This is a genomic window from Prochlorococcus marinus str. MIT 9401, assembly GCF_000760095.1.
Lineage (GTDB): Bacteria > Cyanobacteriota > Cyanobacteriia > PCC-6307 > Cyanobiaceae > Prochlorococcus_A > Prochlorococcus_A marinus_I.
Window position 1 is genome coordinate 426389 of the sequence record NZ_JNAR01000016.1, and the last position, 12994, is coordinate 439382.

General features: G+C 32.4%; 15 protein-coding genes. 5 read left to right on the plus strand and 10 right to left on the minus strand.

Annotated features, from left to right (window positions below):
* The first annotated feature begins 60 nt into the window (after positions 1 to 60).
* A complete protein-coding gene (bchL, locus tag EV01_RS01080) occupies positions 61 to 948 on the plus strand; it encodes a ferredoxin:protochlorophyllide reductase (ATP-dependent) iron-sulfur ATP-binding protein (protein ID WP_032517757.1) in 888 nt (295 codons plus the stop codon).
* Between the two features lie 6 nt (positions 949 to 954).
* Here the strand turns inward: bchL and EV01_RS01075 are convergent, their stop codons facing one another.
* The 3 genes from EV01_RS01075 to psaM all read right to left on the minus strand — a co-directional run bounded on the left by EV01_RS01075 (position 955) and on the right by psaM (position 2552).
* Positions 955 to 1959 carry a protochlorophyllide reductase gene (locus EV01_RS01075; protein WP_032517758.1) on the minus strand — a complete coding sequence of 335 codons (1005 nt, stop codon included), beginning with the start codon at positions 1957 to 1959 and terminating at the stop codon, positions 955 to 957.
* Positions 1960 to 2014: 55 nt separating this feature from the next.
* Positions 2015 to 2362: a hypothetical protein gene (locus EV01_RS10085; protein WP_032517759.1), complete on the minus strand. Its 348-nt coding sequence runs from the start codon at positions 2360 to 2362 to the stop codon at positions 2015 to 2017.
* 85 nt (positions 2363 to 2447) lie between these two features.
* Positions 2448 to 2552: a photosystem I reaction center subunit XII gene (psaM, locus tag EV01_RS01065; protein WP_241433427.1), complete on the minus strand. Its 105-nt coding sequence runs from the start codon at positions 2550 to 2552 to the stop codon at positions 2448 to 2450.
* 137 nt (positions 2553 to 2689) lie between these two features.
* Here psaM and EV01_RS01060 point away from each other — a divergent pair, with 137 nt between their 5' ends.
* Positions 2690 to 3382, plus strand: a complete 693-nt coding sequence (locus EV01_RS01060; protein WP_050496417.1) for a lipoyl protein ligase domain-containing protein — start codon at positions 2690 to 2692, stop codon at positions 3380 to 3382.
* A gap of 21 nt (positions 3383 to 3403) precedes the next feature.
* Here EV01_RS01060 and EV01_RS01055 read toward each other — a convergent pair whose 3' ends face one another.
* Positions 3404 to 4627, minus strand: a complete 1224-nt coding sequence (locus EV01_RS01055; RefSeq protein ID WP_032517762.1) for a site-2 protease family protein — start codon at positions 4625 to 4627, stop codon at positions 3404 to 3406.
* Between the two features lie 55 nt (positions 4628 to 4682).
* Between EV01_RS01055 and EV01_RS01050 the strand changes: the two genes are divergently transcribed.
* On the plus strand, positions 4683 to 5339 hold the full coding sequence (locus EV01_RS01050) for a phosphoribosylanthranilate isomerase (RefSeq protein ID WP_032517763.1): 657 nt from the start codon (positions 4683 to 4685) through the stop codon (positions 5337 to 5339).
* On the opposite strand, the gene folE is transcribed toward EV01_RS01050, so the two are convergent.
* The 6 genes from folE to EV01_RS01020 form a co-directional block, all read right to left on the minus strand.
* On the minus strand, positions 5336 to 6076 hold the full coding sequence (gene folE, locus EV01_RS01045; protein ID WP_032517764.1) for a GTP cyclohydrolase I: 741 nt from the start codon (positions 6074 to 6076) through the stop codon (positions 5336 to 5338). The genes EV01_RS01050 and folE overlap by 4 nt on opposite strands.
* Before the next feature lie 153 nt (positions 6077 to 6229).
* Complete coding sequence (locus EV01_RS01040; RefSeq protein ID WP_032517765.1) at positions 6230 to 6964, minus strand: SDR family oxidoreductase; 735 nt, start codon at positions 6962 to 6964, stop codon at positions 6230 to 6232.
* The gene (locus EV01_RS01035; RefSeq protein ID WP_032517766.1) at positions 6939 to 7946 is read right to left on the minus strand and encodes an acetyl-CoA carboxylase carboxyltransferase subunit alpha; all 1008 of its coding nucleotides are present in this window, start codon (positions 7944 to 7946) and stop codon (positions 6939 to 6941) included. The genes EV01_RS01040 and EV01_RS01035 overlap by 26 nt, the downstream gene beginning before the upstream one ends.
* Positions 7947 to 7949: 3 nt before the next feature.
* Entirely contained in the window at positions 7950 to 8990 is a 1041-nt protein-coding gene (locus EV01_RS01030) for a long-chain acyl-[acyl-carrier-protein] reductase (protein ID WP_032517767.1), read from the minus strand.
* Positions 8991 to 9098: 108 nt separating this feature from the next.
* Positions 9099 to 9827, minus strand: a complete 729-nt coding sequence (locus EV01_RS01025; RefSeq protein WP_032517822.1) for an aldehyde oxygenase (deformylating) — start codon at positions 9825 to 9827, stop codon at positions 9099 to 9101.
* Positions 9828 to 9938: 111 nt separating this feature from the next.
* Positions 9939 to 10733 (minus strand): creatininase family protein, encoded by a 795-nt coding sequence (locus EV01_RS01020; RefSeq protein ID WP_032517768.1) that lies wholly within the window; start codon positions 10731 to 10733, stop codon positions 9939 to 9941.
* Positions 10734 to 10799: 66 nt separating this feature from the next.
* Between EV01_RS01020 and EV01_RS01015 the strand changes: the two genes are divergently transcribed.
* On the plus strand, positions 10800 to 12017 hold the full coding sequence (locus EV01_RS01015; RefSeq protein ID WP_032517769.1) for a S1 RNA-binding domain-containing protein: 1218 nt from the start codon (positions 10800 to 10802) through the stop codon (positions 12015 to 12017).
* Positions 12014 to 12919 (plus strand): Tab2 family RNA-binding protein, encoded by a 906-nt coding sequence (locus EV01_RS01010; protein ID WP_032517770.1) that lies wholly within the window; start codon positions 12014 to 12016, stop codon positions 12917 to 12919. Before EV01_RS01015 ends, EV01_RS01010 begins: the two co-directional genes overlap by 4 nt.
* The last annotated feature ends 75 nt before the right edge of the window (positions 12920 to 12994 follow it).

Below are 12994 nucleotides of genomic sequence, written 5' to 3' on the forward strand. Positions count from 1 at the left end.
CATATTTCATGTGTATATACGCTGCAAGAATATAAATAATAATGTGTTTTAAAGCTTTAAATGACAAGTACTATAAAAAAACCTCTTGATGGGGAAGGGAGTGTTCAAGTAAAGCAAGATCCTAAAATAAATATTGAAGAAGGGGCTTTAGTTATTGCCGTATACGGAAAGGGCGGCATCGGGAAATCAACTACATCATCAAACCTATCTGCAGCATTCTCAAAATTAGGGAAAAAGGTTCTTCAAATTGGATGTGATCCAAAGCACGATAGCACCTTTACTTTGACTCACAAAATGGTGCCTACAGTTATCGACATTCTCGAAGAGGTAGATTTTCATAGCGAAGAATTAAGACCAAACGATTTTATGTTTGAAGGCTTTAATGGCGTAATGTGTGTTGAAAGTGGAGGTCCTCCTGCTGGGACAGGATGCGGGGGATATGTAACCGGTCAGACAGTTAAACTATTAAAAGAACATCATTTATTAGAAGATACTGACGTTGTTATTTTTGATGTCCTAGGAGACGTCGTTTGCGGAGGATTTGCAGCTCCATTGCAACATGCAAATTATTGTCTAATTGTTACTGCTAATGATTTCGATTCAATATTCGCTATGAATAGAATTGTTTCTGCAATTAAAGCAAAAGCAAAAAATTATAAAGTCAGATTAGGTGGAGTAGTCGCAAATAGATCGAAAGACACAGATCAAATTGATAAATTCAATGAAAGAACAGGTTTAAAAACTATGGCCCACTTTAAAGATGTCGACGCAATTAGAAGATCAAGACTTAAAAAATGCACCATTTTTGAAATGGAACCAACTGAAGATGTTATTGAAGTTCAAAATGAATATTTATCTCTTGCCAAAAATATGCTTGAAAACGTAGAACCTTTAGAAGGTAATCCACTTAAAGATAGAGAAATTTTTGATTTATTAGGATTTGATTAGTCTAAATTAATCTAATCCAATCAATTGGCTTGTTAAATCATATGTTTGTTGAGAGGTCTTCGTATCAATTATTCTTTTTGACAACTTTTGAGAAAAAGCTTTTCTTCCAGTTTTCTGACGATTTCCCCAGCTCCAATGAACTGATGGTTTAGCAAATTCTTTATTAGTTGCCACTTGAGCGACTCTCTCTCCTGCCAGTCTTTGTGAAACATATCCTTTTGTTATGAATTTTTGAAATATCGGGAAAAGGAATCTAAATAACCAAGGTGTATCTCTAAAAAGTTTTGTATCAGCAACACATCCGGGATATAGAGAATTTACAATAATCTTCTCTGCAGGATATCTTTTTGATAATTCCTGAACGGTCACCATATTGCAAAGTTTACTATCCTTATAAGCCTTACCAGGTTTAAATTTCTTTCCATTCGCCATACTTATTGGAAATAAAAAACCATTTTTGAATCCAGATAAATCTCCCAAATCAGCTGGGGCAGGAATGGGAATCCTTCCTCCAAGTTCTGAATAATTAGCCGTAACAGTCCCTAACACAGTAATTCTTGGCTTGAATACAGTTGATTTGCCATTTAAAACAATTTCTCTTTCAGAAGATAAAATATTTTCCATAAGTAGGTTTATCATAAGAAAATGCCCAAAATGATTTACTGCCATAGAGTTTTCAAACCCCTGAGCAGACCTTTCAGGTCTCTTTAGTCTTGGTTTATAAACTGCTGCATTACAAATAAGAGAATTTATTGGTTTCTTAAATCTTTCTAATATTTCATCGCAACCTTTTCTTACGTCATCCAAGTCAGAGAGATCTATTTCTATAAAGTGAATATTTTTAACTTCCTCTTTTGTCAAGGATTCCTCAGCTATTTTTATAGCTCTTTTATTTGATCGATTAACTGCTATAATTTCCCATCCAAATCTTAATAGAGGTTTTAGAGTATTTAATCCAACTCCTGAAGTTGTTCCTGTTATTAGGACTAAACCCTTAATGTTCTTACTCACTAGCAAAAAAAGTTAATTGAAAAATAAAAAGTAGAATGATTCAAGATCATCCTTATCAACGCCATATTACTCTGATAATGTCCCTAGAAATTATTTGATCCTGATCCTTCATAAATCTTTGCTCACCTTCAGAAGAGAATAAATCATCAAACTTATCTGTCAAGAAATTAAATCTATATTTTTCGTATAAAAATGAGTCTTCAATTTCCCTTAGCCTGGTCAACCTTACTTTAGAACTATAGCCAAGTTTAATAAGGCTTATTATTGCTAATAGGGAAAAACTAATTTTTATAATTAAAAAAATCGAGGATACAAAATTATCCTGTTTCTGTTGACTTTTTATAGATATAGGAACTAAATATTTTTTGTGGAAAATACTATTTTTATTAAAAGATTTTGGCAAATTGAGTACTTGATATATTTACTGAATAAATCAATTCAGTTTTACTTTATTATTACCTTATAAATTTTAAATTTTCTAATAGAATTTAGTTCCTACCTAAACTAATTCCTAGTCTTAATGCTAAAACTCCTGCATGCATAACAACTATGAGGCTTAATGCAATAAGGTTTATTGTTTGAGTTGTCTCCATGGTAAAAAAAATATTTTCTATATTCTCCACCGAAAAGAGAAGATTTGAAACACTATTACAAAATGATGTTACGTAATTAACAAATTGAAAGAAAAAATTTTTTGAAAATTATCATAAATTAACCTATAAAGTTAATTTTGGGAATTGAAAATCAGGCTTTAATTTTTTCAACAAATAATTTACCTGGATTTGATCAAATGGCTCTAGATTTAAATTCTTTAGATCAGACAATTTCGAATCCTGAAATAATTCTCACACTGAGGTTTTACTATTGGACTGGGGATTGGCTTTCAATTGGCTATCACCAAAAGGAAATTCCTCTTCATTGGAAAAATTTATTATCAAATGGTGAAATTAATATTGTTAGACGTCCCTCTGGAGGGGGTGCTGTTCTTCACTCAGGAGGCATAACATATGCATTAACATTTAAAAAAACTTACTATAAATTCTTAAGTTATGAGATGGTTAATAATTGGTTAATTAAAAGTTTTAGAGAATTAGGTCTAAATTTACAATATGGTAATTCACGAAAATCAAACATTAAAACAAATTGTTTTGGGACTTCATTAATTTCCGATTTAGTTGATCAGGATGGGTTCAAGAGAATAGGTAGTGCTCAATTTCGTAAAAAAGGGGCATTCCTTCAACATGGAGAAATTCAAACAAATCCTTCAAGAGATTTGTGGTTCAAATTATTCAAAGAAGAAGCTCCTCCAAAAATAAATTTAAAACTAACAAATGACGAAATAGTTCGACATTTGAGAAATTCATTCCTAAAAAATAAATCAAATATAAATTTCAAAAATATTGCTTTAGATAATAAAAAATAAAAAATTTAATGACAAGAATTATTAAATATCTCCTTTCTGCTTCATTGAATTAACTATTCTAGGCAATTCAATTCCTAAGGGATAATGATTTTTAAAGTTTAATTTGTTAACAATATCTGAAGGTAAATTAAAACCTAATTTATTCAATACAAAGTTTCCAATTTTTGACCTATCAATTATCCCCAAAGGGATATTCGCAGCATTGAGAACCAATAAAAAACCTTCATTTGTTTCTTCAATCCTTTCTATAATTCTCCATAATTTATCGTTATAAGATACACTTTCAAAACTATTGATAGGTTTCTTAAAATCTCCAACAAAGTTCCTTTCCCATTTTTTTAAGGAAACATTTTTTAAAATATTCTCATCAATAAAACCGGTCCATCTACCATTGTTCGTAACGAAAAAATATTTATCCGATGCATCCTTCTTATTTTTTATTAATTTATTAAATTCTGAGAAATTTAAATCGTATTCAATTTTCCTCAAAGGCTTTAGTTTGATCTCAGAAACTTTACTAAATTTAAGTATGTTTTCAATTTTAAAAAATTGACTTTCTGATTTTGAAGAATTAACTCCAAACAACCCCAAAAAAGAGAGAATAAAACCAAAGTAAAAGTTTAATCTAAATAAACAAACTATCCCAAAAAATAAAACAAATAAAGATAATAATAAATTAACTTTATTGAGAAAATTTCTTCCTTTATTTTTACTTCCTGAAAAATGCCAAATAATACTTTTTAATAAATTCCCCCCATCTAGAGAACCAATTGGAATCAAATTTAAGAAGCCTAAGAATAAATTAAATATACCTACTCTAGAAATTACATTAACTGCTATTTGTTCTTGAGATGCACTGTTGTTACTAATTAAAAGTAGGGTAGATGCAGTAGCGAAACATAAAAGAGGTCTAACAATTGCAATTTTTATATTACCTAAAGCAGTTTGACAATACTTGTCTATTTGTAGAATTGCTCCTAAAAAATAAAAAGTAATTTTTTTTATTTTTACACCCTGATTAAGTGAAACAAAAGTATGAAGAACTTCGTGAAAAATAATTGAAGATAATAAGAAAAAAGAAGTTAAAAATCCTATAATCCAAGATTCTCTTATATTAAATATATCCCCTGAAGTTAAATTAACCTGATTACTTATACTCCATGAGAATAAAAATAGAATAGCAAACCAATAAGGATGAACTTTAAAGGGAATTCCCCATATTTTAAAAATTTGCCAACTTCTCAAAAATAATCTCCGCTATATTTAGCAATAATATTAATTTTACATAAAGGCTAATTATATGACCAAGAGTAATCCTTTAATTAAAATTTGTGGCATAACGTCAGAAGAACAAGCTCTTCAAGTAGCAAAATTAGGAGCGCATGCTATTGGCATTATTTCCGTGGAAGAGTCACCAAGATATATATCAGCTGAAATCAAGAAAAATATTTTTACAACCTTAGAAAGGTTGTATCCAAAAATCGAGAGGGTATCAGTTGTACAAAATTGTCCAATAGACTTAATTATTAAAAATTTCTTAGGAAACCCAAGTGAAACTATCATTCAATTACATGGTGATGAAGATATTGATTATTGCAAAAAAATAAGGAAAAAAATTCCCAATATTGGCCTTTGGAAGGCTTTCAGAATAAAAACGGAAAAGGACATAGATAAAATTAAACCTTTTGAGGATTTTGTAGATGCGATACTACTTGATTCTTGGAATGAAGAAACTTATGGAGGTTCAGGGAAAAAAATAAATTCTATTTATTTAAAGAATTTGCAATTTAGCAAACCATGGTGGTTGGCAGGTGGAATATCAATTGAATGGATTGATAAAATCCTCACTGAATTAAAACCAGATGGATTAGATATTTCAAGTAGTATTGAAATATCTCCGGGTTTAAAAGATATAAAAAAAACAGAAGATCTTTTTAATTATTTAAAAAGAAATTAGTAATTATTAGTAGCGGACTGCTGTTTTACAAGCTCAAAGAATTCTTGTTTTAAACTTAAATCGTGTCTAAAATCTCCTCTAACCACAGAATTAATCATACTTGTATTTGGTTCTTTGACTCCCCTCCACTTCATACAATAATGTTGGGCCTTTACAATAATGCCTAGACCTTTAGGTTCACAAAGTTTTTCAATTTCATCTGCAAGAATCATTACAGCTTCTTCCTGAATATGAGGTCTTGAAAAAACCCAATCAGCAACTCTCGCAAATTTTGAAAGTCCTATGACTTTTTTCCCAGGTTTAATACCGATCCAACACTCTCCGAGAATTGGAACTAAGTGATGTGAACATGCAGATCTGACTGAAATTGGACCAACTGTATAAATTTCATCCAGATTTTTGTCATTAGGGAAACTTGTAACTTTAGGTTGTTCATGATATCTTCCTTTAAAAACTTCATTTAGATACATTTTTGAAACTCTTTCAGCAGTTTCTTGAGTATTATGATCATTTTCAACATCAATTACGAGGGACTTTAATAAGTCTTTGACTCTTGAGGCTACTTCTTTTTCTAAAATTTCTAATTCACCGGGATTTATAAAATCAGCAATGTTATCGTTAGCACTAAACCTTGTACCAGAATTCTTAATTCTGTCTCTTATAATTTCAGAAATTAGTTTATTAGTAATCTGATCGTCAAAGTTTCTAATATTATCGTTGGGTAATGTAGAGGTCATAAAATTTTAAACAGAAAATTGTATGCAACTTAATTAACTGTATCTTCCAAAAGCTTAATTGCTCATATACTATATCACATTCTCTTGTTCAATCGGGTTCAAATAGCACTAAAAAAAATCACTGTTTTAAGATTAAGCAGATAAACAAAATGTTTAAAAGGCTCCGCCAGAAGGCATCAAAATCAAGTCTTCGATCAATTGCGATTCAGGTTTTTGAGCCATGTAGAGAATAGTTTCTGATACCTCGCTTGAAGAGAGCATAGAAGTTCTATCAAAATCAGAATTGATTGATTCGGAGTCCCAAAGAGGAGTATTTACTGAACCAAGAGTTATTGTGCACGCTCTTATTGAATTAGATCTCTCCTCCTCCCTCAAGCATTTAGTAAACATAGCTATTGCAGATTTTGAAACACAATAAGCTCCCCATTGGGGGAACGCATTATAAGAGGCATGACTACTAACATTAATAACTAAACCTCCATTTTTTCTCATTTGAGGAATTATTGAACTACAAATTTGAAAAACACTTGTGAGATTTATTTGAATAGTTTGTTCCCATTGACCTAATTCCATTTCAACTAAAGAGCCATTAAATGCGCAACCGGCATTATTTATCAATACTGAAGGGCACCCATACTTCTCAATTGCCTCTTTAACACAATGCTCTATTTCGATAGGACTAGATAAATCACATTTTACTAGGTTAATTTTTGATTTAGTAGTCAAAAGTTCGCTCTTTAGTTTCTCCATTAAATCCATATTCCTGGAGAGTAAAATTAAATCCCAGCCAGCATTGGCAAAAGTAATTGCGGTAGATCTACCAATACCTTTCGTAGCACCAGTTATAAAAGCTAGTTTCAAGTTATTCAGTTTTTTGGGGGATTTCACTATAAATCTCTTCAATATTATTTGCTTCTATAAACTTACCTAAAACCCTAAACTTTTTGTATCTTTCCTCAATTAATTCGTCTTCAGGCATTTGCAGTAAAGCATTAAGGTGTTTTTCAATAGCATTTTTTAGGGTGTTACCAGCATCTAAAGGAGCCCAATTATTCCCACCAGAAGGTTCTAGTAATACCTCATCTATTATACCTAATTTAAGTAAATCTTTACCTGTAATCTTAAGTGCTGATGCAGCTTCTGGTGCCTTCGCAGCATCTCTCCACAAAATTGATGCACATGCTTCTGGACTAGCAACTGTGTAAACACTGTGTTCAAACATTAGTAACCTATCGGCAACACCTATTCCAAGTGCGCCTCCTGAACCTCCTTCTCCAATGACAGTAGCCACAATAGGTACTTTCAATCCAAACATCTCTCGAAGGTTTCTTGCAATCGCTTCACCTTGACCTTGTTCTTCAGCTTTTAAACCAGCATAAGCTCCAGGAGTATCAATAAATGTAAGAATTGGCAAAGAGAATCTATTTGCATGCTGCATTAATCTAAGAGCTTTTCTGTAACCTCCTGGTTTTGCCATTCCAAAGTTTCTTACTACATTTTCTTTTGTATCTCTTCCTTTCTGATGACCTAACATCAACACTGGTCTATTATTTATCGAACCTATCCCCCCAATTAGTGCCATATCATCGCTACCATTTCTGTCTCCATGTAATTCGATCCAGTCATCACAAAACATTTGAACAAAATCCAAAGTACTAGGTCTTTGAGGATGTCTAGCTACCTGAATCTTTTGAGCAGGGGTGAGAGATTTAAATATTTCTTCTCTTCTCCTAGCAGCTAAGGTTTCAAGCTGCAGAAGCTGTTGACTAACATCTACTTCTGAATCTCTAGCTAATTCTTTAATCTGCTCTATCTGCTTCTCAAGTTCAACAAGAGGCTTTTCAAAATCAAGGAGGTAACGTTTAGCCATAATTTATACAGTTAATACTTTAGGCTGCTTATCAAGTCCAATCGCAGAAAAACCATGCTTTAAAGAGGCTGCTCCAATAAATTCCATCTTTTCAAGGGAAATGTTATTTCTTCCCCAACTAAAGTTTGTATGACACTTTTCAAATTCTAAAATCATAGCTTCTGCAAAACAAGCAAACATTTCTCGCTGAGGGTTTTGCATTTCCGCAAGTTCCATCATTTTCCAACCAATATCGTTGAAAAACTCTACTATACCTCCTTTTAAAACATGAATATTTTCACCCTGAAATTTCGCGCCAAGATTTTTGGGGTATCCGCCATCAATCATTAAACATGGTTTTTTTAAGTTATCTGTATCAATTTCAATAGTTTTAGGCATACTTGCAACCCATACAACGATATCCGCCTGAGGCAATGCCTCACTTAAGCTTGTAATGGTGCCACCATCTAATTCTTTTTGTAATAGCGCTAGTGGTTCTTGTTGTCTTGCCACCATAAGAAGTTCTGAAATCCCAGTTTTATTGATAAGCCATCTACAAACAGCACTACCAATATCACCAGTAGCACCAATCACAGCAACAGTCGCTTTTTTAAGGTCTATACCAATGCGAGGCGCGTTTGTTTCTAGTTGTTTACAAATAACCCAGGCGGTATGAGTATTGCCAGTAGTGAACCTTTCCCACTCTAATGAAGTATTTCTAATTTGTTTATGCTGTAGAAGATTAAAATTCTCAAAAATAATAGAAGTAAATCCTCCTAAAGCGGTAATGTTAATCCCTTTTTTCTGAGCTAGTTCCATAGCATTTAGTACTTTTCTTCTAGCCGTTTTAAACCTAGAAAGCATTTCAGGAACAAAGCACGAATCTATATAAGAACCTTCAATAGATATTCCAGTAGCACTCTTAACTTCTACATTTTCAACAAGCTGAGGAGGAGCAGTACACCAAACATCCAAGTCGCCATCAGCAATATGATCAAAGCCTAGCATCGAAGCTTTTCTTTTCGCATCTTCAAAACTAGTTGAGTGGCCTATTAACCCAAACATTTAAAATTTATAAATGGTTTCTATACGATGATATGAACAATAGCACAAAGGTAACTCCTAAAATAGGATTAATAAATTATTAAAATCCTTAATTAATTAGAAATGTAATTAGACGATAGCTGCCATAGCCATTCTTGCAATTTCTCTATTATCTAATCCTATTTCCATCAATGTATCTTGATAAGCAATCATAAATTCTTCCATTAATTCTTCTCTGTCCATAGCTAAAACGGATGCGTCATCTGCTACTTCATCTAACATCTTTTTAATTAATGGTAGATTAACCTTATTAGCTTCCATTAATTCCTCCTTACAAGTAGATAGATTCTCTTTGAGCCACTCTTGACCGTAATTTAAATGAAGATATTCATCTTTAACCACTCCCTCAGTTATTTTTTTTGCAAAAGGATCCGCAACCCTTATGTAGACGTTATAAGCAGAGATAGCAAACGCTTCAATTAAGATAGCTTGTATTAAAAGACATGTCGTTAAATTTCCTTTTTCAAGAGCAATTTGAAAATTACCATGTAATTTAGAGAAGAATTTTTTGGCAAATTCCATATCAGCAACTACACCTAAATTTCTTCCACATGCAGTGAAGCCTTTTTTATGTTTCATTTCCATTCTCGCCAATTTAGTTAACTCCTCTAACTCATTTGGAATTAAAGTTGCTATTGAAATGTAATTATCATGAGCCTCTTGCTCTCCCTCTATAACAATTGCATTTATCCTGCTATATGCATCCTTATAAGAATCTGTAGTGAAGTCGGGTAAATCTAAAGAAATCGGATTAGTCGATTCTTCAATAGTTTTTTTATTTGATTCTAGAGTTTGCATGTCAGTAATCTTTAGCTCATTATGCATGAATATTACATGATTATAGAGAGTTTATTTAAATATCATGAAAATAGTTTCAATTGTTAAGTCACATTTTTTACTTCAACATATTTAAGAAATGTTTGGCCAATCTGATTGCATCAGATTCATAATCAATTTGAACCAATGATTAATCAATAATTCCTTTAAATTTTTCCCTAAAGACTCATTTGCTCCTCTACTATCTCCTATGACTCCTGATTTACTGAGGTCGTCAGTAAGCCAAGCAGTAGGCGCATTGCCCTCTAGACTCCAACCTTCAGGGATCTCTGCTTTATTACTCTCATTTGGGCGTTCATCACCTACTAATTCTGGTTTTAAAGCCAGCATCAAACTTGTTTCAGCTAAAGAAGCATGAAGCCCATCCTCGATCTCAGTTTTTGTTAACAATTCACTTAATCCATTAATACCACTCCACAAGAAACAAGGAAAAACTGCCATCCCTGGAGAGAAACTTCTTAGCTCTCTTGCAGCTGTATTTAATAGTGAGATTTGACCTCCATGTCCATTAATCAGTATCAATCTTTTAAAACCCATTTCAGATAATTGACTTCCTACTTCCTTAATCATCGAGGTTATTAAATTTGAAGAAAGTGAAATTGTCCCCGCAAAACCCTTATGCTCTGGAGAAAAACCAATATATTGAGTTGGAAGTTTTTTTAATGGAATGTCGGCGGAGAATAATTTTAAAACTTCATTAATAATTTCATCAACAAAAATACTATCTGTGGCAAGAGGCAAATGCGGGCCATGTTGCTCAATTGCACCGAATGGCCAAATCACTGTAGATCTTTTGTGTTTTGCAACACTCTCAATTTCTTGCCAATTTAAATGTTCAAATTTATTAGGTATTGGTTTAAAGTTCATTAATTTTAATTTTGAGTACTAATATTTAGAGTATGTTAATAATTAATTATTCTTATTTTACCTACGATGGGAGTCAATAATAAAAATGCCCAAGAAAATATCCCACTAAAGGGCAATAAAAAACCTCTTCAGGTACTTCACATAAGCAAGAAAGATACTCAAAAAAAATCTCGAGACATAAACAATGATCAAACCAATTCGCAAGAAGAAACCAAAAAAGAAAATATCGCTATCAAACCTCAAATAATTAAAGATGATTCAGTAAAAGAAATTGATAACAGTAATGAAAACACTAATGATTTTGATATTTCTCAGCAAGATTTAACTCAACAGGACTTAAATAGACCCCTTAATTTTTCAGAGCAAAACACAGATTTCCAATTTGAAAGAACTGTTGATGAATTCGATTTTGATGAAAGTGCTTTTTTGGAGGCCTTAAATGCAAATGAGCCTATTGGGGCTACAGGAGAAATAATTTCAGGTAAAGTCATAGCAATCGAAAGTGATGGACTGTACGTGGACATTGGTGGGAAAGCACCTGGTTATATGCCCAAAAAAGAATGTGGTTTGGGTGTTATAACTAACTTTAAAGAAAAATTTTCCATAGGCCTTGAAATGGAGGTTTTGGTTATCAAAGAACAAAATGCTGATGGGATGGTAACAGTGAGCGCTCGAGCATTAATTCTTAGGCAAAGTTGGGAAAAAGTATCAGGTTCAGCAAAAAATGGAGAATTAATTAACGTTTTAATTAATGGATTTAACAGAGGTGGTCTTACTTGTGATGTAGATGGATTGAGAGGATTCATCCCAAGATCCCAACTTGAAAATGGTCAAGACTATCAATCTTTTGTTGGCAAAACTCTAAAAGTAGCATTTCTTGAGGTGAATCCAGAATCCAGAAAATTAGTGCTCTCTGAAAAGAAAGCTTCATTAGTCTCTAAACTTACAAGTTTAGAATTAGGACAATTAATTGAAGGAGAAGTTTTAGCAGTAAAACCATATGGCTTCTTTATAGATTTAGATGGAGCTAGTGGACTTCTTCATCAATCCTCACTAACAAATGGATCGATTCGTTCTTTAAGAGAAGTTTTTAGAGAAGGGGAAATAATAAAAGCTTTAATATCTGAAATTGACCTCGAAAAAGGGCGTATTGGTCTCAATACAGCACTCCTAGAAAACTCTGCGGGAGAATTAATTATTGATAAGCAAAAAGTTATGCAAGAAGCCACAGAGAGAGCACTAAAAACCAAAGCACTCTTCGATAAAAAAGAACAAGATAAATGAACATTAATAAAACAATGGAGTCAAGTCTTAAATTAAAAATTTCAGATTGGGAATTAGATTTTTACTCAAGACCAATCATCGAATCAAATGGAAAAAAAAGGTGGGAGTTAATTATTTGCTCTACAAGGAGTTATAAGACAGAAGATATTTTTTATTGGAATAAAAAGTGCCCTGCTAATGAAGTTAATTCACTATGGCTTACAAAGGCAATAAAGGAAGCAATAAGTGAAGCAAAAAAACAAGGGTGGGAAAAACCTTCAATAGTTCGATTCTGGAGGTCGTCAATGAAATCGATCATTAAGAAATCTCTGGAGGCCGTAAATATTGAGGCTCTTGTAAGTAGGAGAACTTACGATTTATTAGATAGAATCGAATTTCTTGAAAAAGAGATTTATCCAAAGGAAAAAGGGTATGTAAGAGGTGTATTAGCTCCTTCTTTTACTTCTAAAATGGAAAACCCTCCTACACCTTTACCAGAAGAAGTAAGGGGTGATGCTTTAAGTATCTCTGAAATATCAATTGGAGAATTAAAATCAGCAGAAAATTGGCCTATTGAATTTGGACAAATTTTCCCAATTCAGCAAGATTTAGATAATCATAGCTTAGTTCCAGGATTAAGACTTTTTAGCAAAGATAGATCTTTAGCACTTTCTGCATGGTTCAGTTGTTTAGAACCTGTTAAATTAGTCATCAATAAGAACCAACTCATACTTGAAGCTTCAGAAGACGATAAGTGGCTGGTAACAGATTTGCCAGAAAAAGATGCAAACTTTTTGAGTACAAAGTTTTTAGAGAATAAAAAAAATTCTTTTGATTATCAATTTATTTCCATACAGTCAACTCCATACATCGAAAAATTTGCAGGATTCTGGATCTTGAGAGATATTGAATTAATTTCATAAATTCAGCTTAGGAGCAGGAACTATTGCATACAAAGAAATATATTTCTCAAAAACTGAAATTTTTGTTCAAAACAA

Excerpts from the sequence above, each read along its gene's own strand:
- EV01_RS01015 (WP_032517769.1), top strand. The coding sequence starts at position 10,800 with ATGGGAGTCAATAATAAAAATGCCCAAGAAAATATCCCACTAAAGGGC.
- EV01_RS01030 (WP_032517767.1), bottom strand. The coding sequence starts at position 8,990 with ATGTTTGGGTTAATAGGCCACTCAACTAGTTTTGAAGATGCGAAAAGA.
- psaM (WP_241433427.1), bottom strand. The coding sequence starts at position 2,552 with ATGGAGACAACTCAAACAATAAACCTTATTGCATTAAGCCTCATAGTT.
- EV01_RS01025 (WP_032517822.1), bottom strand. The coding sequence starts at position 9,827 with ATGCAAACTCTAGAATCAAATAAAAAAACTATTGAAGAATCGACTAAT.
- bchL (WP_032517757.1), top strand. The coding sequence starts at position 61 with ATGACAAGTACTATAAAAAAACCTCTTGATGGGGAAGGGAGTGTTCAA.
- EV01_RS01035 (WP_032517766.1), bottom strand. The coding sequence starts at position 7,946 with ATGGCTAAACGTTACCTCCTTGATTTTGAAAAGCCTCTTGTTGAACTT.
- EV01_RS01020 (WP_032517768.1), bottom strand. The coding sequence starts at position 10,733 with ATGAACTTTAAACCAATACCTAATAAATTTGAACATTTAAATTGGCAA.
- folE (WP_032517764.1), bottom strand. The coding sequence starts at position 6,076 with ATGACCTCTACATTACCCAACGATAATATTAGAAACTTTGACGATCAG.
- EV01_RS01050 (WP_032517763.1), top strand. The coding sequence starts at position 4,683 with ATGACCAAGAGTAATCCTTTAATTAAAATTTGTGGCATAACGTCAGAA.
- EV01_RS01010 (WP_032517770.1), top strand. The coding sequence starts at position 12,014 with ATGAACATTAATAAAACAATGGAGTCAAGTCTTAAATTAAAAATTTCA.